Genomic DNA, 19,765 nt, shown 5'->3' with positions numbered 1-19,765 from the left:
TAGTTTGGTCTGTATGAAGTTGGTTTATAGGTAGTCTTGAGGGTGGTTTAAAAGAACAATTTTAGGTTCTTTTCCGGCAGGAAAATTCTGTTTTCCTGCCGGTACTTCATCAAGTCCGCCAGTTGCCCAGGGGTGACAGCGTAGAAGCCTGCGAACAGTGAGCGATAGTCCTTTAGTTGCTCCGTGTCGAAGGCATGATTCTAAGGCATAAGCTGAACAGCTTGGGTAGTACTTACAAACATTTCCGTAAAGCGGTGAGATGACTGCTCGATAGATTTTTAGTACAGCAATGAGAAAGTTCTGCGGTAGTGTCCATAGAGCATGTTGTACAGATTGCGGTCGTACAAATTCATGCGGCGCTTGTTCTAAGAGGTCTGGCTGTTGTTTTTGAGAGGAGTGCTTCATGATGGGTTTTCGGCATTCCTCTCGCAAGATAATGGGGCAGTTTCAGGGCTTTGTGCTACTGCCTGCAGATTTTGTTGTGATGCCATTTTAGCAAGGGTGCTGGTTAAAGCGTTTTCGTAATCTTGTGATAGTTCTTCCCATGTGGCGTGGGAAGACGCGGGAAGAGCGCGAATAACTATTTGATGGCCCTGAGGAATTTTTTTAAGGGTGAGAGCTGATAACGCACGTAATCTTCTTTTAACAAGGTTTCGAGTGACAGCGTTTCCAACAGTTTTAGAAACGATGAACCCAATAATAGTCGGAGATTCACCGTGAGAAGTTGCATATAGAACTAAGTTCCGGCGCCCAGAACGGACACCGGAACGTGTAGTTTCTGCGAATTGGACTTTTGTCCGCATCCGGTGCTGTTGAGCCAGCACATGTTCTCCTTTCGGTTTCGACTCCTAGGATTCCCCCAGAGGTCGAGGAGGGAAGGAGTTTAATTTATGCCGAAAGAGCGGTGCGACCCTTGCTGCGGCGGTTTGCCAAGATGGCACGACCTGCGCGGGTGCGCATACGAAGACGGAAGCCGTGCTTCTTGGCACGACGGCGGTTATTCGGCTGAAAAGTCCGCTTGCTCATTTTGTTACTCCAAAGCGTTTGGTAGGGGCGCGCAACCCTTCACCAATTTGTTTAGAAACAGGTTGACGCTTATTTCTGATGATGAGCACACATCCTAAGCGTTTTTTCACACTATTGCCCTGCCTAAACAGAGCGTTCGGAGCGTACACATACGACTAAAAAACTCTATGAGTTTAATTGCTTGTGGTCAAGCAAGGCACAGCTAAGTTTTTAATCACAACATGTGCACAATTTATCATCAACAGCTGTGGATTACTTCCCGAAAGAGGCTTAAGTGTCAAGTTTTCCACAGAATAGCACTTTATAACTTATCAACAGCTATTTTCTTGTAATTTACGACTTCTTCGATAGACTGTCTCAAAGTATCCTCACGAAATACACTGTGTAAATAACAAGTTTTCCACTCTGTGTATAACCCTTGTGGAAAACTGTGGATTTTGGTGGTTAAGCGCTAAAATTTAATCTCAACATTACCGACTGAAAAAAGGAGTTCACCTTGAGCGAGCAATCACATAAAGACATGATGCTTCGTTGGGCTCATCTCAAGGATGCGCTTCGTTCTAGTGTCAGTCCGCGATGGATGGGGTTTATTTCGCAAGCTCAACCTCAAGCTCATATGGGAACGGTGCTGCTGATTGCAGTTCCTAGCGAATACGCGAGAGATGTTATTCAGCAAAAAATCAATCAAGAATTCAAAGTTGCGTTAGAGAATGCTTTTGGAGAGGGAACAACTGAAGCTATCGTCATTGATACGAGCCTCGAAGAAACTCCAGATCTTACTTTCACCCAGCCAAAAGTTTCTCAGCAGACAGTCTCATCGCCGACAGCTAACACCGCAAACATAGTACAAGAGAGCAACAGTGTTCAGAATTTTACTTCTGTTCCAAATGTTCAAGAGATAGAGACAGAAGGGCGTTTGGCAAGCCCTTCCTTTACACAAAACAAGAGTCCCATTCAGAAAGAATCGGCGCCTGCTTCGGACGTTGAGCAACCCCAACCAAAGCAGAATACAGAAACATCAACAGCTTCATCGGTGTGGGAGAGCTCTGCCCGTCTTAACGATAAATATACTTTTGATACTTTTGTGATTGGGCAGTCTAACCGTTTTGCTCATGCTGCAGCTTTTGCTGTTTCGGAAACTCCAGCCTCTGCTTATAATCCCCTCTTCATCTATGGAGACTCAGGTTTAGGTAAAACTCATTTGCTTCATGCTATTGGGCATTATGCAAAGAGACTTTATCCAGAGCTCAGGGTACGTTATGTCAATTCTGAAGAGTTCACTAACGAATTCATCAACTCTATTAGAGATGACGAAGGTTCCTCGTTCAAACAGATTTATCGCAACGTTGATATGTTGCTGATTGACGATATTCAGTTTTTAGCGGGTAAAGAACATACACAAGAAGAGTTTTTCCATACTTTTAATACCTTGCACAACCATCAGAAGCAGGTTGTTATTACTTCTGATTTGCCTCCTAAAATGCTCACTGGTTTCGTTGAACGTATGCGTTCTCGTTTTGAATGGGGACTCATTACCGACGTTCAGCCACCAGAGCTAGAGACTCGTATTGCTATTTTGAGGAAGAAAGCTCAGAATGAATCGATTGAGGTACCTGATGATGTGATGGAGTATATTGCTTCGAACATCACCACCAACATTAGAGAGCTGGAAGGTTCTCTCATCCGTGTCGCGGCTTTTGCTTCGTTGAATAAACAACCTATCGATTTAGCTGTAGCGGAGAGAGTTCTCAAAGATTTTATTACAAGTGATGGTGCTCAGGAAATTACAGCTTCTCAGATTCTTGTTGCTACGGCTAGCTATTTTGATGTCTCGATTGAAGATTTGCAGTCGAAGTCTCGCACGCGCACGCTGGTGACTGCACGTCAAATTGCGATGTATCTACTACGTGAGTTAACGGATATGTCGCTTCCTAAAATTGGTCAAGAGTTAGGTGGGCGTGACCATACAACGGTGATTCATGCCGATCGGAAGATTAGGACGTTAATGGCGGAGAGACACCAGATTTTTAATCAGGTCAATGAGCTCACCAATAAGATTAAGCAGGCTCAAAGGTCTCAAAAGTAGCTCTGACAAGCTTAATAACAAAAAATATCGACCCTGTGGATAACTTGTGTGACTTAAGGTCTTAAAATGTGGACGTTAAGTGTATAGTTATGCGTTTTAAGTGGATTGCTTATACGGTATAAATATTCATTCACAATAGATTCACTTAATAGTCATTATTAAAACACATCTTATCAACATCTAAAACCCTAGATTCTCGCGGTTGATAATGGTTTTCCACATAATCCACACCCGTTATTAACACTACTCCCTTAAAGAGAAAAACATCCAAATAACATTTTCTCTGCTTCCTGCGGAGGTCTTGAACTCTGTAATTACATTTTTTCTTCTCGTGTTCCAAGGGGTTAAGTGCACTTTGTAATTACAGAAATATGTTGTTTCTAGAGTCTTATTGTTGTTTTGAAAATTAAAAGGCTGTAATTTGACTATCAGATGTTCTTCTTTCAACACCATGAGTTTTTAGAAAACATCCTCGCAATGAACCAACGAGAACGTCGCTAAAATCAACGGGTTTTTGCTAGTTCTCCCTTTCTTATAGAGGAACCATGAATTCACTATCTCGTCGTCACATAGTTCGTGGAGCTGCTTGGTCTGTACCTGTAGTTCTTAGTTCAGCAGTAATTCCCAGCTATGCAGCTTCTCCTTGTCCTGAAGGTTCGTGGTACATCAAGTCACGGCTCATTCAGACAGATGAAGATCCATCAAATGTTAATTTTGATAATGTTGTCACCGATCAAACCACTCCACCCGGCGAAAGCTCGATGCAACACTGGTATTTCAGAGGAAAGCTATGGTGGCGTATTCCTTTAGGATTCCCACAAGGCGCAGAAGCAGGTGCTCTTGTTACTGTCCCCTTTGACAGTTCATGGACTTCACCTTCAAAACCAGCCCCTTATCCTCTTGCAAAGTTTAAAGCATTTGGATCAGCCCATCCTGAACTGTTCACTCAAGAACTTCCTGCAGCTGAGGTAGCTATAGGAACTGATCACATAACCATTTCTTTCCCTCAAGAAATTCCAGCTGGCGCCGCTGGAGGTTTTATCTTTACAACGGTTCCTGTTGGTGGAGAAGAATCTGTATTGGCAGGTACCCCATATACTGCTGAAGCTTATATAACCTTCAAACCCCTAATATGCTCTTAAATATTCTGTTTTCTTAGACAGGTTATAGCGCAAGTTTGGCGGGGAATGTCACCCGTTTAGCTGACACTCCCCGCCAATAGAGTGGTTATTTAATAAAGCGTCTTTTAGATATCTTGTAGGTACACTAAAAAGTGAAGTTTTAATTTAAAAATTTTTCTTATTAGGGGAATAATGTCTCACACAGTGAACCGTCGTCATCTTGTTAAAGGTGCCGCTTGGGCCGCACCTGTTGTCCTCGCAACATCTGTTGTTCCGGTCTATGCTGCTTCATGCGATATGCGAGTCTGGGAAGTTAAATCTCGAATCGTTGCAACAGACCCAGACTATTCAAACCACAACTATGATAAAAAAGTCCTCTACGGAGAAGGTCTTTCTGGAGAAGATAAAGCGCAACAATATGGTGAAGCAGAGATGCAACACTGGTACGACGCTAATAGTAAAAAACTTATGTGGCGTCTTCATATAGGTCTTCCTGAAGGTGCAGCTAGTGGTGCAATGATTACGATTCCTATTGACCCTTCATGGTCAAACCCCTCAGCTATTACCCAAGGCGGACTCGAACTTTTCTTGCGTCTTGATGCTCACCGTCCAGAACTTTATTCGGAGAGTTTCCCGCCTGCTCTCATTGAAGATCGTGGAACTTACCTGTCTATTATCTTCGCTGGGCCTATTCCGAAGGGTGCAGGAGCAGTCTTTACGTTCTCTGCAGACCCAAAGGGTGGAGAAGATGCTGTACTTGGTCGTAATAGCTCTACTGGAACTGGCGATACTTATACTGCTGAAGCGACTATTGAGTTTAAAAAACTAGGTTGCTAAAGCCATCAAATAATAGCCACTAGCGTATATGCCTTATTGTGTATATGCGCTAGTGGTTTTTTATGGAGTGATAACGACTAAAAACCTCCTATCTTCTGATGTTTGCAACGGTACTGTTGAAAATATCCGGTAGACTGAAAAACAAAATGTGCTCACAACTTCGATGAGCTCACAACTTTTCTTTGACTTATTGCACAAGGGGTACCGGTGAAATTTACTATCGAACGTGATGTCCTCACAGAAGCAGTCGGCTGGACTGCTCGATCACTTTCACCTCGACCACCTGCACCTGTTCTATCAGGGCTGCTAATTACCGCAGCCGAAGGAGAAGTCTCCATCGCAAGTTTTGACTACGAAACCTCTGCGAAACTCAACGTTAGTGCCACTATTGAAGAAGAAGGCGTAGCTCTCGTTTCTGGAAGGCTTCTTGCAGAAATCTGCCGTTCCTTGCCTAATGCAGATGTTAATGTCAGCGTGCATGATTCGAAAATGCACATTCAGTGTCGCACTGCAAGCTTTAACCTCAGCACCATGCCAGTAGCTGACTACCCAGAATTGCCAACACTGCCGACGATTTCAGGAACAGTTGAAGGGAACTCGTTTGCGAAAGCTGTATCGCAAGTTGTTGTTGCCGCTTCTAAAGACGATACCCTCCCCATTCTTACCGCTATTTTGGTAGAGATTGAGGGGGAAAAAATGACGTTGCTTGCCACTGACCGTTATCGTCTAGCAATGCGTGAACTCACCTGGGCGCCAATGTCATCAGATATCCAAACTGCGGTACTAGTTAAAGCAAAAACTATGTCAGAAGTAGCTAAAACTCTCGGCGGAGCAGGAGAACTGAACATAGCGCTTTCTGACTCTCATGAGCTAATCGGCTTTGAATCAGGTGGACGTCGAACCACTAGCTTGCTTGTTGACGGAGAATACCCGAAAATTCGATCACTATTTCCTGACTCAACACCAATTCACGCAATTGTTAGAACTTCCGATTTGCTTGAAGCCGTACGACGTGTATCGCTTGTTGCAGAACGTAATACACCAGTGCGTCTTGTCTTTAGCGAAGGCCAAGTCACTTTGGATGCTGGAACTGGCGAAGACGCTCAAGCAACAGAAACGCTGAGCGCTCATCTTGAAGGTGAAGAGAGCATTACGGTAGCGTTTAACCCTTCCTACCTTTCAGAAGGTCTTAACAGTTTCGGAACAGAATTTATTAGATTCTCTTTCACTGATCCTGCAAAACCCGCTTCTATTTCAGGGCAAAAAGAGTTGATGGGTGAAGACGAAAGTGACTATCGATACTTGCTCATGCCTGTTCGCCTGCCTAATTAGTTACGTCTCTTACCTCTAAGGACTGTGTGAAGAACGGAAGGTTTGTGTGTACATCGACCATATTTCGTTGATGAACTACCGTACCTACTCGCTACTGAATTTACCGTTATCTACCGGTGTCACTGTATTCCTTGGCGCTAATGGGGTCGGTAAAACCAACATTGTTGAAGCTATTAACTACACTGCGGAGCTTTCTTCACATCGAGTATCTCATGATGGGCCTTTAGTTCAGGTGGGGGCGCAACGAGCATATATACGGACTCGTGTTGTGAGAGGAAATTGGCAGACCATCACTGAATTTGAAATTGCCCCAGGGCATAGTAACCGTGTCCGTATCAATAGAGCTGCTCCGGTTCGTGCCCGTGAAGCATTGGGGATTACCTCGACGGTGTTTTTCTCACCTGAAGATTTACAACTCGTTAAAGGTGAACCTCAATGTCGGAGACGTTTTGTTGATGATTTGGCTGTTTCTCTGCGTCCTGTTGTTGCTTCTTACCGAAGTGATTATGAGCGAATCCTCAGACAACGAAATTCACTTCTGAAAACGATGAGAGGTGGACGAATCACTGAGGAGCATCGTCATACGTTGAATATCTGGAATGAACAGATTGCTCAAGCTGGGGCATTACTTGTTCATTCTCGATGGAATGCGTTGGCGCGCTTAGTTCCAGAAATTCAATACGCTTATCAGCAGCTCACTGACGGGTCTAAAGCTATTGGTATTACCTATGAATCAACAATTTTTCCTGATATTACAGAACGGACCTTGCCACAAGCAGCACAGCTGAGTGTTGCTGAGATTAGTAAGGCTTGGATGCAAGCAATAGAAGACAAACAATCTGAAGAAATTGAGCGTGGAGTGAGCCTCATCGGTGTTCATCGCGATGAGATGATATGGAAAATTGGTGATATACCCGCTAAAGGTTTTGCATCTCATGGGGAGAGTTGGTCCTTAGCTCTAGCGTTAAAACTGGGTTCTTGGTACGTTCATAGAAAAGATCAACAAAGCGTAGAATCGTGCCCTATTCTTATCCTCGATGATGTCTTTGCTGAGCTAGATACTGCGCGCCGGAAACGTCTTGGTGCAATCGTATCTGACGCTGAACAAGTGTTAGTAACATGTGCTATTGAAGAGGACCTTCCGCAAGAGCTTGGTGAAGATATCACGATGATTAGAGTGACTCCGGGGCATGCGTCTCTTGCTTGAGTATCTTAATGGCATATCGTAGTGAAAGAACTGTCTTCTCATGAATTTTGATGAGCAATACGCCCAAGCACCAGCAATTATGCTGCAAAGAATGCGTTATGCTGCTTCTGAGAGAGGAGAAGCTCCTCTCAAAGGGTATGCTGCCCGAAAAATTCTCAAAGATTTTAGTGCTTCTATGGTTCAGCAACCGGGAAAGAAGAAGCCACAACAATATTATCAACGGCATAATATTGCTCAAATGGGTGGATATACCGGCGCTGGTGAAGATTATCGTGATCCTCAACCTTTGAGCTACGCTATTGATAAATTAATTCGTAGTCGAGGTTGGAAAGAGCCTGTTGCTGTTTCTTCTGTTCTTGCTCGTTGGAAAGAACTCATGGGAGAACACGTTGCCGAGCATACAACCCCTGAGAAATATCAAGACACTAAAGTCACTATTCGATGTACATCTACTTCGTGGGCTACCAGCTTAAAGCTGATGAAAGAAGAAATATTGAAGATGTTTGAGAGGGAACTTGGTGCCGGTATTGTCACCGATATTATTATTTTGGGGCCTCATACACGACAATGGAAACACGGAAAATTAGTTGCGCCTGGAGGGCGTGGTCCACGAGATACCTACGGATAGTTTTCTCATCTAAGAAGAGAATCTCATAGCAACGGGGAACCTATTGCATAATACCCTCGTGCGCTAGAAGCGCTGATTCTAGGCGTTCTAGCGGGTGCATACTAAGAATAACCCTTACAAAAGGCAACAAAGAGGGCGATATCTCCCTACTTTCCGGTAGAATTGAGCGTAAATGTACTGCGCATTTCTAACTCTGCATCGCTCATTAAATGAGCAATTCATGCAACCTTTGCTCATAGTAATGAGCGAGGTTGTAAGAGGTCTTGATGGGGGTGCGCTAAATCTTACTCAAGGAGCCTTATACCTGTGGCAACTGAAGAAACACCTCATGAATATGGTGCAGCCGATATTACGGTTCTCGAGGGGCTAGAAGCTGTTCGTAAGCGTCCTGGTATGTATATCGGTTCAACTAATGAACGCGGTCTGCACCACCTCGTCTACGAAGTTGTCGATAACTCTGTTGACGAAGCTTTAGCTGGGCATGCTGACCACATTGAGGTGATAATCCTCGAAGATGGTGCAGTGCGCGTTAGCGATAACGGGCGCGGTATTCCTGTTGATGAACACCCCACCGAACACAAGCCTACTGTAGAAGTCGTGATGACGATTTTGCATGCTGGCGGTAAATTTGGCGGTGGCGGATACGCTGTCTCTGGCGGCTTGCACGGTGTAGGTATCTCCGTTGTGAATGCGCTATCTACACGCGTAGAAACTCAGGTGCGACGTCAAGGATACGCTTGGAACATTTCCTTCGAAAACGGTGGTGTTACAAAGAACCCATTGACTCGTGGCGAGGCGACAGAAGAAACTGGTACGACTCAGACGTTCTGGCCTGATCCTGAAATTTTTGAAACAACTATTTTTGATTTTGAAACCCTCAGGGCACGTTTCCAACAGATGGCGTTCTTAAATAAGGGGCTCACTATCTCTCTCACTGATCAGCGAGAGGTTCTCCCCCAAGACGAAATCGCTGGAGATGAAAAGAAAAAGGGCGAACAGCTCAATCGAGTGAGCGCAGATGCCCAAGGGTATAAGAGTGTCACTTACCTCTATGAAAACGGTCTTTTGGACTATGTTAAATTCCTTAATAGCTCTAAAAAAATAGAGACTATCAACGATGAAATTATCGCATTCGAAGCAGAAGATACTGAACGTATTATGAGCTTGGAAGTAGCGATGCAATGGACCACCGATTATAAAGAGTCTGTTCACACCTATGCTAATACCATCAATACACATGAAGGTGGTACACATGAAGAAGGCTTCCGCGCTGCATTGACATCTTTGGTGAACCGTTATGCTCGTGATAACAAGCTGTTGCGAGATAAAGACGATAACCTCACCGGTGAAGATGTTCGTGAAGGTCTGACTGCTGTTGTCTCTGTAAAAATTTCTGAGCCCCAGTTTGAGGGGCAGACAAAAACGAAATTGGGCAACTCTGAGGCAAAGTCTTTTGTTCAGCGTGAGATGTCTGATCATTTAGGTGACTGGTTTGAGCGTAATCCTCAGATAGCTAAAGACATTGTTCGTCGTGCAATTACTGCGTCTAACGCTCGTTTAGCTGCTCGTCGCGCTCGCGAGACAACTCGCCGTAAAGGGTTGCTAGAGACAGGTTCAATGCCTGGAAAGCTTAAAGACTGTTCGTCGAAGGATCCCTCGATTTCTGAAATTTATTTGGTGGAGGGTGATTCTGCAGGTGGTTCTGCAGTTCAGGGGCGTGACCCAAATACTCAGGCGATTCTTCCTCTACGTGGAAAAATTCTTAACGTAGAGCGTGCTCGTCTTGATCGTGCATTGGGTAATGCTGAGATTCAGTCGATGATTACTGCTTTTGGTTCTGGTATTGGAGAAGAATTCAATATCGAAAAAGCTCGCTATCATAAGGTTGTTTTGATGGCGGATGCAGATGTTGACGGTCAGCATATTACGACGTTGTTGTTGACTTTGCTCTTCCGCTTTATGAGACCTTTGATTGAAGCTGGGTATGTGTATTTGGCTCAGCCTCCGCTGTATCGCATTAAGTGGTCTAACGCTCCACACGATTATGTGTATTCTGATGCTGAGCGTGATGAGGTTGTTGCTCGAGGTCTTGCTAATAACCAGCGTCTCCCTAAAGACAATGGTATTCAGCGTTATAAAGGTCTTGGAGAAATGGACTACACCGAGCTTTGGGAAACAACAATGGACCCTCAAAAACGCACTCTCTTGCAGGTGACTGTAGAAGATGCTGCTGCAGCTGATCAGGTTTTCTCTGTTCTGATGGGTGAAGATGTTGAGGCTCGACGTGACTTTATTCAGCAGAATGCAAAAGATATTCGATTCCTTGATGTCTAGGGAATATGTGCATAGCGCAAGCGTTATATAACGCTCAAGGAATATAAATCAAGGACGAAAAGAAACGGAAAACTTCACATGAGCGATGAAACTCAGAATGATTCCACAGAACCTATTGAAGGCGAAGTTGTAGGAAGTTCTTTAGCGGCAGCAACTACCGTTCACGGACGAGTGAATAAAGTAGACCTCCGCTCAGAAATGGAACGTTCGTACCTAGACTACGCAATGGCTGTCATTATCGGACGTGCTTTACCGGATGTACGTGATGGGCTAAAACCTGTGCACCGCCGAGTCATCTACGCGATGTACGATGGCGGCTATCGACCTGAACGAGCTTTTAATAAATGCGCTCGCGTGGTCGGTGACGTGATGGGTCAGTACCATCCCCACGGTGATAGCGCTATCTATGACACCTTGGTGCGTCTGATTCAGCATTGGACCATGCGTTACCCGCTCGCGCTAGGTCAAGGAAACTTTGGTTCTCCCGGTAACGACGGAGCGGCAGCTTCTCGTTACACTGAGACGAAGATGGCCCCTATCGCATTAGAAATGGTTCGTGATATCCACGAAGATACCGTGGACTATCAAGACAACTACGATGGTAAAAACCAAGAACCGACTGTTCTTCCCTCACGTATTCCTAACCTATTAGTCAATGGGTCATCAGGTATTGCGGTAGGTATGGCAACCAACATCCCTCCTCACAACCTGCGTGAAGTAGCAGAAGGCGTGGAATGGTTCCTTAAAAATCCTGATGCAACCAACGAAGAACTCCTTGACGCATTGTTAGAACGGGTCAAAGGTCCTGACTTTCCTACTGGTGCAACTATCCTTGGACATAAGGGCATTGAAGATGCTTACCGTACAGGGCGCGGATCCATTACGATGCGTGCTGTGGTTAACGTCGAAGAGATTCACGGCCGCACGTGCCTCGTCATTACCGAACTCCCCTATCAAGCAAACCCCGATAATCTTGCTATTAAAATTGCTGACCTTGTCAAAGAGCATAAGATTACCGGTATCGCTGATTTACGTGATGAAACTTCTGGCCGTACCGGACAGCGTCTAGTTGTCGTTCTCAAACGTGATGCTGTCCCTAAGGTCGTCCTGAACAACCTTTATAAGCACACCCAGTTGCAAGAAAACTTCTCTGCTAACATGCTTGCCGTTGTTGATGGTGTGCCTCGTACACTCTCTTTGGATGCGTTTATCCGCCACTGGGTAAATCACCAAATTGAGGTTATTGTTCGACGTACTCGTTATCGTCTACGTCAAGCTGAAGAAGAAGCGCATATTCTTCGCGGGTTGCTCAAAGCTCTTGATGCTCTAGACGAGGTAATTGCGCTGATTCGTCGTTCTGCAACAGCTGACGATGCTCGCAGTGGATTGATGGCATTGCTTGATATTGATGAAGCTCAGGCTCAAGCAATTCTTAATATGCAGCTACGTCGTCTAGCAGCTTTGGAACGTCAGAAGATTCAAACTCGTCATGATGAATTAATGCGTTTGATTGCAGAATATAACGAGATTATCGCTTCTGAGGCTCGTCAGCGTGAAATTATCTCTGAAGAACTTGCCGATATCGTCAATCGCTATGGCGATGATCGTCGCACCAAGATTCTGATGGGATATGACGGCGACATGTCGATGGAAGACCTTATTCCTGAAGAAGAGATGGTCGTAACCATTACCCGTGGCGGATATGTTAAACGTACTCGCTCTGATCAGTATCGAAGCCAGCACCGTGGCGGCAAGGGCATTAAGGGTGCCGCGCTACGTGGTGATGACGTTGTCGAACAATTCTTTGTCACAACAACACATAACTGGATTCTTTTCTTCACTAATCTGGGCCGCGTCTACCGTACAAAGGCTTATGAACTAATGGAAGCCGGTCGTGACGCTAAAGGGCAGCATGTTGCTAACCTCTTAGCTTTCCAGCCGGGTGAGACCATAGCCAAAGTGATGGAGCTGAAATCTTATGAGGACGCTCCCTACCTTGTACTAGCTACTAAGGGCGGTCTGGTGAAGAAGACCAAACTAAGTGATTACGATACCAATCGTACTGCTGGTGTTATTGCTATTAACCTACGTGATGGCGATGAACTTGTTTCTGCTGGGCTTGCCTCGGCCGAAGACGATTTGATGCTGATCTCTCGCAAAGGTCAGTCATTACGTTTTACTGCAACGGATGAAGCGTTGCGTCCGATGGGGCGTGCAACTTCTGGCGTGACGGGCATGAAGTTCCGTGACGGTGATGAACTGTTGAGTATGAATGTTGTTTCTGATGATTCGTATGTTTTTGTTGTAACCGAAGGTGGCTATGCAAAGCGTACGAAGGTCGGAGAATACCGTATTCAAGGTCGTGGCGGTCTTGGTATTAAGGTCGCTAAGTTGGCTGAAGATCGTGGTGACCTTGTGGGAGGTCTGATTGTTGAAGACGATGACGAAGTCTTAGTCGTTATGCAATCAGGTAAAGTTGTTCGTACTTCTGTTGCTGAAGTTCCTGCTAAAGGACGTGACACCATGGGTGTTATTTTTGCTAAGCCTGGCAAAAATGACCATATTGTTGGTGTTGCTCGTAACCAAGACCGACAGCTTGAAGAAGAAAATGATGGTGAACGCACCGAAGCGGTCGATAATACAGTACCGTTAGAGAGTCATCAGCTTGAGTCTGAGCAAGTAGTAGCTCAGAGTTCTGAAGAGAATGCACACGGAGGTAACTAAGAGTGAGCACTACCGGTACTAGCACCCGTAAACAAGGTGCACGCCCTACTGCGAATAAACAGCGTGCGGGGGCTCGCAGCAACGGCACACGTTCTGCTGCTCACCGCAATAAGCCGTTGGTGCGTCCTGCGCCTCGCTCTAAAGTTCGTCGTGCTCGCCTTGTTGTTGCCAAAGTTGATACATGGTCTGTGGCTAAGCTAGTCTTCTTGCTTTCTGTTGCTGTGGGTATTGTTTTTGTTGTGTCTTCAGTGGTTTTGTGGCTTGCTATGCAGGCTACAGGATTGTTTGATGGCATTAATGATCTTTTGACGATGCTTGGCACTACTGGCAACCATATTGATATTTCTAATTTCTTGTCGTTGGGGCAGGTTGCACTGTACACCACTATGATTTCTGTGGTGAACGTTATTCTCTTTACGTTGCTTGGTGTTATTGCCGCGATGCTGTACAACATTGCTGCAAAGCTTGTTGGCGGTATCGGTCTGACCTTGACTGATGACTAGAAATTTTCCTTGTTTCCTTAGAACGTTATAAATGTGACCTAAAATACCCAATATCGATTTGGAAAAGTCGAGAAGGTCGTGTAAAGTTTTATTTCGTCCTAAGGGACAGGTAAGGGCGTATAGCTCAGACGGTTAGAGCGCTTCGCTGATAACGAAGAGGTCCCAGGTTCAATTCCTGGTACGCCCACTTCCTTACCGAAAGGCAAAAATGAAAAAGATACTTGTCGTTGTTTCAACAACAGTTCTTGGATTGTTTTTGACGAAGAAGGTTCAGGAAAATCAAGATGTTAAAAAATCTTGGAAAGAATCTACGGATTCTTTATAAAATCTCATAGAGGTTATAGCCGAGGGGGCGTGGCGCAATTGGTAGCGCACCTGCTTTGCAAGCAGGGGGTTAGGGGTTCGAGTCCCCTCGCCTCCACGTTTCGGTGATTATAGCAAGAGGGAAACGCCCGGATCCATCCCGAACCCGGAAGCTAAGACTCTTTGCGCCGATGGTACTGCACTGGGGACGGTGTGGGAGAGTAGGTCGTCGCCGAGCTATTTTTATGGTTGAGAATGACTCCAAGCCTTGTAGAGGTTTGGAGTCATTTTTTATATCCAGAGTTATATAGTCTTTGTGATGAGTATCCCACTGTTTTTAAGGTGAACAGTTGGTAAACAGCATCTAAAGATGGGGTTTAACTCATTAATCCCCTAGGTGAACTATTCCTAAGCCAACATAAACCAACATATTTATTAAGTGAATCAACTTTGTTTTATGTCGATTGTAAACCTATTATTTAGGGTGAGTTTATAACTTTTTAACCTATTATTATTTTCTTGGTAAAGATTAAGTTGCGTTTACTGTTTGTTAATGTTGTTTTATATTGCTTTTTTATGGTTGTTTTTACCGTGTTCACCTAGCTTCCTATACCGAATAACTATGTTCATAATCAAAGGGTGACTACTGAACTTATTATCTTAGCTATCGTGGTTCTTACGGCTTTAGCCTTTGACTTCACGAACGGATTTCACGACACCGGAAACGCTATGGCAACTTCTATTGCCACCGGTGCTCTCAAACCTAAAACTGCTGTAACTCTTTCTGCTGTTCTTAACCTCATTGGAGCATTCCTCTCTGTAGAAGTTGCTCGCACTGTAGGTAAGGGCATTGTTAATCTCGATGCTGTTGCTGGTGACAATTCAGGGCTCCTCCTGATTGTCTTCACCGGACTTGTCGGCGGTATCTTATGGAACGTTCTGACATGGCTTCTCGGATTGCCTTCTAGCTCTTCTCATGCCCTATTTGGCGGATTGATTGGCTCAGCCATTGCAGCTTTTGGATTCTCTGGTGTGCAGTGGAGCGGCGTCGCAGCGAAAATTGTTATCCCCGCTGTGATGGCACCATTCGTTGCGGGTATGGTTGCAACGGTAGGTACCTGGCTTATCTACAAAATCTCCCGCCCCGTCTCGGATAAAAAGAAATACGAAGGATTCCGTTGGGGTCAGGTTGGTACTGCGTCTTTGGTTTCACTGGCGCACGGCACAAACGACGCTCAGAAAACCATGGGTGTTATCTTCCTAGCGCTTGTTGCTTCCGGAGAAATTACGCCCGATGCAGATATTCCTTTCTGGGTTAAATTTACTTGCGCTCTTGCTATCGCTCTTGGTACGTACTGGGGTGGCTGGCGCATTATTCGCACCTTAGGTAAAGGGCTTGTCGAGATTGATACACCTCAAGGTATGGCAGCTGAAGGATCCTCTGCCGCTATTATCTTGACCTCTTCCCACTTCGGTATGGCACTGTCTACAACCCATGTAGCAACAGGGTCTATCCTTGGTACTGGGCTTGGTCGCCGCGGTGCTGAAGTTCGCTGGGGTGTTGCTGGACGTATGGTTATCGCTTGGATTATTACCTTGCCTGCTGCAGGTAGTATCGGCGCAATAACGTGGATGATTGGGCACTATCTCAATGCTGTAACAGGTAGCGGGTTCTTAGGTGAACTGGCCGTATTCCTTATCCTCATCGGTTTCTGCTTGTGGATGTATCTACATTCCAAGAAAGCTCCTGTTGATGCGTCAAACGTCAACGATGAGTGGGGAGAATCTGGTGCCGATAAACAGTCCAAAGAATCAGTTCAAACACTTAAATCTGGTGTCTCTGAAAATACAGCCCATAAGGTGGGTGCCTAAAATATGAGTCTTTTTGAAATTGCACAGAGGGTCGTCCCTGTAATTCTTACAGGCCTAGTGTTTGGTGCTGGTATTCCAGCTTTCTACGCTATTGGCTTGAGAATGCTTGCTGGAACAACCGAATACACCGCAGATGGGCGCCTCATTGAGGTGGAGCCACCATCTTCATTCCGTAAACTCATCGCTTATAGTATCTTTGCAGTGATTGTCCTTGTTATTATTATGGGAATCTTATGGATTGCTAAAGATTTTATTTATCATTCCACAGGGTTTAACCTATTTGGTGTGGCGGGATAGGATGTCTCGTCTTTGAATCCCTAGCAAAGGAGTAGCGGGATGCCTCAGAGAAATATCGTCTCTCGTGTTATTGACTGGTTGAGTATCGGTTACCCCGAAGACGTCCCGGTACAGGATAGAGCGGCCGTTATGGCAGTGTTGCGTCGGCGTTTGACCGATGCTCAGCTCGAAGAAGTTATACGTAAATTGATGCTTTCTCGTGCTGCTCGTGGTGAAGACTATGTTTCTGATCAGCGTATTAACGAATACATCAGAAAAGTAACTGACGATGTCCCTACTCCTGAAGAAATTGACCGTGTAGCTCGAATTCTCGGTGCTCATGGGTTGCATATTTCAGAGAATCACTTCAGTGCTGAGGACTCGGTTGAAGAGACTGACACTGATGGGTACGTCGAGTACATCAATCCCAGTGAGGAAGAAAAGCGTATTGCTGAATCAGCTGCTTCTCGAGTTCACTTAGATGGTATTACGAAAGAACAATAATTATCGATATTCGCTCAGATGCGGATGTCGTACCTAATCTTTCTTAGAGATAAGAGAGGTGCAATCGCATCAGTAGTCCGTAGCGAAATGCACGTGGGGAGCACCTTGTAGCGGGGTGCTCCCCACTTTATTTAAGAGATAAAGTGTTGCAAGTCATAACTTCTTGATTTGCTCATGTTTTGATCAGTGTTGTAGACTCTTATATGTAACACCACGGGGGCGTGGCGCAATTGGTAGCGCACCTGCTTTGCAAGCAGGGGGTTAGGGGTTCGAGTCCCCTCGCCTCCACGTTTCGGTGATTATAGCAAGAGGGAAACGCCCGGATCCATCCCGAACCCGGAAGCTAAGACTCTTTGCGCCGATGGTACTGCACTGGGGACGGTGTGGGAGAGTAGGTCGTCGCCGAGCTATTTTTATGGTTGAGAATGACTCCAAGCCTTGTAGAGGTTTGGAGTCATTTTTTATCTCTAAACAATTCACCGCATATGACGGCTTGAACCATCCTCCCCATAGCTATTTCTGCCTGACAAAAACTTGCATGCTCTTATTCAGCTTCTTGATATTCCTATAAAAATACCCCTAATGAATAGATGCGACATCCAATCATCAGGGGTATTTTGAAGAAGGAATCTCTTGAATACTCCTTCGCTCATTATCTGAGCATAAGAACTAGCTCTGAGGAGTCTTCCAAGGATCCTCTACTGGCTGAGACGCTTTATACGCAGCATAACCTGCAACTGCTCCAGCAACAATCAAACCAAGGAAAACCAAGGACTTGTTTCCACCCTTAGTGGCTTTTTTCTGCTCTTTCGCATAAGCCTTCGCAGCTTTAACCGCCTGCTTCTGTGCATTCTTAAGAGCTTTCTTATTTCCAGTTGCCTTCTCAACAAGGCTCTCAGCCTGCTCCGGAATATCGAAAGAACTTAATTTATCTGCAGCAACAGCAGCAACCTCGCCACTCTTCGCGCAGGTCTTTTCTGCATACTTCTGAGCAATTTCACTAGCCTTGGCTGCCTGAGCTTCAGCAAGCTGAGTAAGCTTCTCAGCTTTCTTGCCGGTAGCTTTCTGAGCCTTAGCGAAAGTCTTTTCTGCAAGCTTCTGAGCTTTCGACACTTTACGTGCACACACCATGAGGTCTGCCTTTCTCTATCGTTACACCATAAAACAAAGTGTCCTATGGAAAATTATGATCAATACCTAGCTTACGTACTATTTTCCTAAAACAGAGGTTTAGCTCGCAAAAACCCCTGTATTTCACTTCTCGCTAAAGTTCATGAACACACCTGAACGACCAAAAAAGAGGAGAAACCCACACCCTAAAAACACTTTCGCTGAGTGCATAAGTGTCTCATAGGCTAGCGGACTATGACAGAACATGCGAAAATAGGAACTATGACTAACGCAACTGCTAAAGCAACTATTCATACCAACCACGGTGACATTGTGGTGAACCTCTTCGGTAATCATGCACCCATCACCGTTAAAAACTTCATTGGTCTTTCCAATGGTACTCAGGAATGGACACACCCTCACACCGGTGAACCACAAGAAGGCCCTCTCTACAAAGATGTCATCTTCCACCGCATCATCCGTGATTTTATGATTCAAGGTGGAGACCCCCTCGGGCAGGGCATCGGCGGCCCCGGATACCAATTCAAAGATGAGATCCATCCTGAACTTTCCTTCAACAAGCCATACCTTCTTGCTATGGCAAATGCTGGCCCCGGCACCAACGGCTCACAGTTCTTCATCACCACTGTAGAGACTCCTTGGCTCAACGGCCGTCACACCATCTTTGGTGAAGTCGCAGACGAAGCATCTCAGAAAGTCGTAGACGCTATTGAAGGCGTCAAGACCGGAAATATGGATCGTCCTGTAGAAGACGTCGTTATTTCTTCTATCGATATTGAAGAGCTCTAAACCTTATTGAGGTGAGATAAGAGCCCGTCCGGTATTTACTCTGGACGGGCTCTTATTGCATCACCACAACAACACTCAGAGAAAATACACAGATGAACTATCAGCCACCCCTGTATGGAGAATCCTCCGAATATTCATTTCCTACATGTTCTCAACACCCTGACAAAATGGCATATGCACGATGTAAACAATGCCAAAAACCAACCTGCGGTGACTGTCAGATTCCTGTAGAAGTCGGTATTTTATGTCGGTCTTGCCACCCCGATAGGACATCCACTCAAAAGATGACGAGAGCAATAATGCAACAAGGCTCTCCTCTTATCACCTATCTATTGATAGCACTAACCACGATAGTCTATGGCGCTCAATTATTAATTCCTGGGCACTTTATGTTCAACACCTTCGCTTTTAACTGGAATTATGTTCTTGAAACACACCAATGGTGGCGTTTTCTTACGAGCGGTTTTCTCCATAGCCAAGGGAATATCTCCCATCTGGCGCTTAACATGTTCTCTCTTTGGCTTTTTGGCCGTGAACTAGAATTTCGCCTGGGAAGAATAAAATTTATAGCCCTCTACCTGTGTTCTATTATCGGTGGTTCCATTGCAGTGTCTTTGGCAAGTATTCTGAGTTTTGCCCCATCTGTCACCACCATTGGTGCTTCTGGGGGAGTCTTTGGGCTCTTTGGTGCTTTTTGGGTTTTAACGCGTCTTCGCGGCGAAAATTCTTCTCCTATTTTGGTGTTAATTGCTATCAATATGGCTTATAGTTTCTTCTTCCCTGGCATCTCTTGGGAAGCTCATCTCGGAGGGATGTTTACCGGTGCTGCGGTGACGTGGCTAATGCAAAAATTCTCTCATCAGGGACGATAAGTCATTCTGCAAAGAACGTGGATTGACCTCTATGGAAGAACCCTACTAAAAGTTATCCACAGAGGTTGTCCACATTGTTAATAACTACAGGTGTGTAATTCTCAGAGTGTCATTCTGCGAAGAAAGCGATAAAACCAAGAAGCCACTTTCGCGTAATTACAGGGGTGTAACTATTTTCCCCAGGGTTATCCACGATTGTGGATAACCCTGGGATTGAAAG

Annotated in this window: 19 protein-coding genes, 3 tRNA genes and 2 rRNA genes; 20 read left to right on the top strand and 4 right to left on the bottom strand. The window is 45.2% G+C overall.

Annotated elements, in window-relative coordinates; translation table 11 throughout:
• Positions 1-24 precede the first annotated feature (24 nt).
• The 3 genes from yidD to rpmH all read right to left on the bottom strand — a co-directional run bounded on the left by yidD (position 25) and on the right by rpmH (position 1,026).
• Positions 25-405, bottom strand: a complete 381-nt coding sequence (gene yidD, locus ACN081_RS01880) for a membrane protein insertion efficiency factor YidD (protein WP_419106762.1) — start codon at positions 403-405, stop codon at positions 25-27.
• Entirely contained in the window at positions 402-824 is a 423-nt protein-coding gene (gene rnpA, locus ACN081_RS01875) for a ribonuclease P protein component (protein WP_419106761.1), read from the bottom strand. Before rnpA ends, yidD begins: the two co-directional genes overlap by 4 nt.
• 64 nt (positions 825-888) lie before the next feature.
• The gene (rpmH, locus tag ACN081_RS01870) at positions 889-1,026 is read right to left on the bottom strand and encodes a 50S ribosomal protein L34 (RefSeq protein WP_419101264.1); all 138 of its coding nucleotides are present in this window, start codon (positions 1,024-1,026) and stop codon (positions 889-891) included.
• Between the two features lie 520 nt (positions 1,027-1,546).
• Here rpmH and dnaA point away from each other — a divergent pair.
• The 18 genes from dnaA (at position 1,547) to rrf (ACN081_RS01780) (ending at position 17,161) form a co-directional block, all read left to right on the top strand.
• Complete coding sequence (gene dnaA, locus ACN081_RS01865) at positions 1,547-3,112, top strand: chromosomal replication initiator protein DnaA (protein ID WP_419106781.1); 1,566 nt, start codon at positions 1,547-1,549, stop codon at positions 3,110-3,112.
• 545 nt (positions 3,113-3,657) lie between these two features.
• Positions 3,658-4,254 (top strand): hypothetical protein, encoded by a 597-nt coding sequence (locus ACN081_RS01860; protein WP_419106760.1) that lies wholly within the window; start codon positions 3,658-3,660, stop codon positions 4,252-4,254.
• A gap of 171 nt (positions 4,255-4,425) precedes the next feature.
• The gene (locus tag ACN081_RS01855; protein ID WP_419102801.1) at positions 4,426-5,070 is read left to right on the top strand and encodes a hypothetical protein; all 645 of its coding nucleotides are present in this window, start codon (positions 4,426-4,428) and stop codon (positions 5,068-5,070) included.
• 207 nt (positions 5,071-5,277) lie between these two features.
• Positions 5,278-6,402: a DNA polymerase III subunit beta gene (dnaN, locus tag ACN081_RS01850; RefSeq protein WP_419106759.1), complete on the top strand. Its 1,125-nt coding sequence runs from the start codon at positions 5,278-5,280 to the stop codon at positions 6,400-6,402.
• A 46-nt stretch (positions 6,403-6,448) separates the two neighbouring features.
• Positions 6,449-7,609 (top strand): DNA replication/repair protein RecF, encoded by a 1,161-nt coding sequence (recF, locus tag ACN081_RS01845; RefSeq protein WP_419106758.1) that lies wholly within the window; start codon positions 6,449-6,451, stop codon positions 7,607-7,609.
• Between the two features lie 40 nt (positions 7,610-7,649).
• Positions 7,650-8,237, top strand: coding sequence for a DUF721 domain-containing protein (locus tag ACN081_RS01840; protein ID WP_419102798.1), 588 nt, complete (start codon positions 7,650-7,652; stop codon positions 8,235-8,237).
• 306 nt (positions 8,238-8,543) lie between these two features.
• Positions 8,544-10,571, top strand: coding sequence for a DNA topoisomerase (ATP-hydrolyzing) subunit B (gene gyrB / locus ACN081_RS01835; RefSeq protein ID WP_419106757.1), 2,028 nt, complete (start codon positions 8,544-8,546; stop codon positions 10,569-10,571).
• A gap of 78 nt (positions 10,572-10,649) precedes the next feature.
• Positions 10,650-13,295 carry a DNA gyrase subunit A gene (gene gyrA / locus ACN081_RS01830; RefSeq protein ID WP_419102796.1) on the top strand — a complete coding sequence of 882 codons (2,646 nt, stop codon included), beginning with the start codon at positions 10,650-10,652 and terminating at the stop codon, positions 13,293-13,295.
• A 2-nt stretch (positions 13,296-13,297) separates the two neighbouring features.
• Complete coding sequence (locus ACN081_RS01825; protein ID WP_419102795.1) at positions 13,298-13,798, top strand: DUF3566 domain-containing protein; 501 nt, start codon at positions 13,298-13,300, stop codon at positions 13,796-13,798.
• A gap of 113 nt (positions 13,799-13,911) precedes the next feature.
• Positions 13,912-13,985: transfer RNA gene (locus ACN081_RS01820), tRNA-Ile, on the top strand.
• Between the two features lie 21 nt (positions 13,986-14,006).
• On the top strand, positions 14,007-14,123 hold the full coding sequence (locus ACN081_RS01815) for a DLW-39 family protein (protein WP_419102794.1): 117 nt from the start codon (positions 14,007-14,009) through the stop codon (positions 14,121-14,123).
• A gap of 23 nt (positions 14,124-14,146) precedes the next feature.
• Positions 14,147-14,219 (top strand) — tRNA-Ala (locus tag ACN081_RS01810).
• Positions 14,220-14,222: 3 nt separating this feature from the next.
• Positions 14,223-14,339, top strand: a 5S ribosomal RNA gene (gene rrf / locus ACN081_RS01805).
• A 401-nt stretch (positions 14,340-14,740) separates the two neighbouring features.
• Positions 14,741-15,973, top strand: a complete 1,233-nt coding sequence (locus tag ACN081_RS01800; RefSeq protein WP_419102793.1) for an inorganic phosphate transporter — start codon at positions 14,741-14,743, stop codon at positions 15,971-15,973.
• A 3-nt stretch (positions 15,974-15,976) separates the two neighbouring features.
• Positions 15,977-16,270 carry a hypothetical protein gene (locus tag ACN081_RS01795; RefSeq protein ID WP_419102792.1) on the top strand — a complete coding sequence of 98 codons (294 nt, stop codon included), beginning with the start codon at positions 15,977-15,979 and terminating at the stop codon, positions 16,268-16,270.
• Positions 16,271-16,309: 39 nt separating this feature from the next.
• Positions 16,310-16,753, top strand: coding sequence for a DUF3349 domain-containing protein (locus ACN081_RS01790; RefSeq protein ID WP_419106756.1), 444 nt, complete (start codon positions 16,310-16,312; stop codon positions 16,751-16,753).
• Positions 16,754-16,968: 215 nt separating this feature from the next.
• A tRNA-Ala gene (locus ACN081_RS01785) sits at positions 16,969-17,041 on the top strand.
• Positions 17,042-17,044: 3 nt separating this feature from the next.
• Positions 17,045-17,161 (top strand): 5S ribosomal RNA (gene rrf, locus ACN081_RS01780).
• Positions 17,162-17,422: 261 nt separating this feature from the next.
• On the opposite strand, the gene ACN081_RS01775 is transcribed toward rrf (ACN081_RS01780), so the two are convergent.
• Complete coding sequence (locus ACN081_RS01775) at positions 17,423-17,884, bottom strand: hypothetical protein (RefSeq protein ID WP_419106755.1); 462 nt, start codon at positions 17,882-17,884, stop codon at positions 17,423-17,425.
• A gap of 261 nt (positions 17,885-18,145) precedes the next feature.
• On the opposite strand from ACN081_RS01775, the gene ACN081_RS01770 reads away from it, so the two are divergent.
• Together ACN081_RS01770 and ACN081_RS01765 are read left to right on the top strand one after the other, a co-directional pair.
• Entirely contained in the window at positions 18,146-18,673 is a 528-nt protein-coding gene (locus tag ACN081_RS01770) for a peptidylprolyl isomerase (protein WP_419102789.1), read from the top strand.
• 167 nt (positions 18,674-18,840) lie between these two features.
• Positions 18,841-19,545 carry a rhomboid family intramembrane serine protease gene (locus ACN081_RS01765; RefSeq protein WP_419106754.1) on the top strand — a complete coding sequence of 235 codons (705 nt, stop codon included), beginning with the start codon at positions 18,841-18,843 and terminating at the stop codon, positions 19,543-19,545.
• The last annotated feature ends 220 nt before the right edge of the window (positions 19,546-19,765 follow it).

This window comes from Rothia sp. P13129, from assembly GCF_048512865.1.
In the GTDB taxonomy this organism is placed as follows: Bacteria; Actinomycetota; Actinomycetes; order Actinomycetales; family Micrococcaceae; genus Rothia.
The sequence above is the reverse complement of the archived record's forward strand: the minus strand, read 5'-3'. Positions and strand labels throughout refer to the sequence as shown.

Excerpts from the sequence above, each read along its gene's own strand:
- ACN081_RS01855 (WP_419102801.1), top strand. The coding sequence starts at position 4,426 with ATGTCTCACACAGTGAACCGTCGTCATCTTGTTAAAGGTGCCGCTTGG.
- rpmH (WP_419101264.1), bottom strand. The coding sequence starts at position 1,026 with ATGAGCAAGCGGACTTTTCAGCCGAATAACCGCCGTCGTGCCAAGAAG.
- yidD (WP_419106762.1), bottom strand. The coding sequence starts at position 405 with ATGAAGCACTCCTCTCAAAAACAACAGCCAGACCTCTTAGAACAAGCG.
- ACN081_RS01790 (WP_419106756.1), top strand. The coding sequence starts at position 16,310 with ATGCCTCAGAGAAATATCGTCTCTCGTGTTATTGACTGGTTGAGTATC.
- ACN081_RS01770 (WP_419102789.1), top strand. The coding sequence starts at position 18,146 with ATGACTAACGCAACTGCTAAAGCAACTATTCATACCAACCACGGTGAC.
- ACN081_RS01765 (WP_419106754.1), top strand. The coding sequence starts at position 18,841 with ATGGCATATGCACGATGTAAACAATGCCAAAAACCAACCTGCGGTGAC.
- dnaA (WP_419106781.1), top strand. The coding sequence starts at position 1,547 with ATGATGCTTCGTTGGGCTCATCTCAAGGATGCGCTTCGTTCTAGTGTC.
- ACN081_RS01815 (WP_419102794.1), top strand. The coding sequence starts at position 14,007 with ATGAAAAAGATACTTGTCGTTGTTTCAACAACAGTTCTTGGATTGTTT.
- ACN081_RS01775 (WP_419106755.1), bottom strand. The coding sequence starts at position 17,884 with ATGGTGTGTGCACGTAAAGTGTCGAAAGCTCAGAAGCTTGCAGAAAAG.
- gyrA (WP_419102796.1), top strand. The coding sequence starts at position 10,650 with ATGAGCGATGAAACTCAGAATGATTCCACAGAACCTATTGAAGGCGAA.
- ACN081_RS01795 (WP_419102792.1), top strand. The coding sequence starts at position 15,977 with ATGAGTCTTTTTGAAATTGCACAGAGGGTCGTCCCTGTAATTCTTACA.
- ACN081_RS01860 (WP_419106760.1), top strand. The coding sequence starts at position 3,658 with ATGAATTCACTATCTCGTCGTCACATAGTTCGTGGAGCTGCTTGGTCT.
- ACN081_RS01840 (WP_419102798.1), top strand. The coding sequence starts at position 7,650 with ATGAATTTTGATGAGCAATACGCCCAAGCACCAGCAATTATGCTGCAA.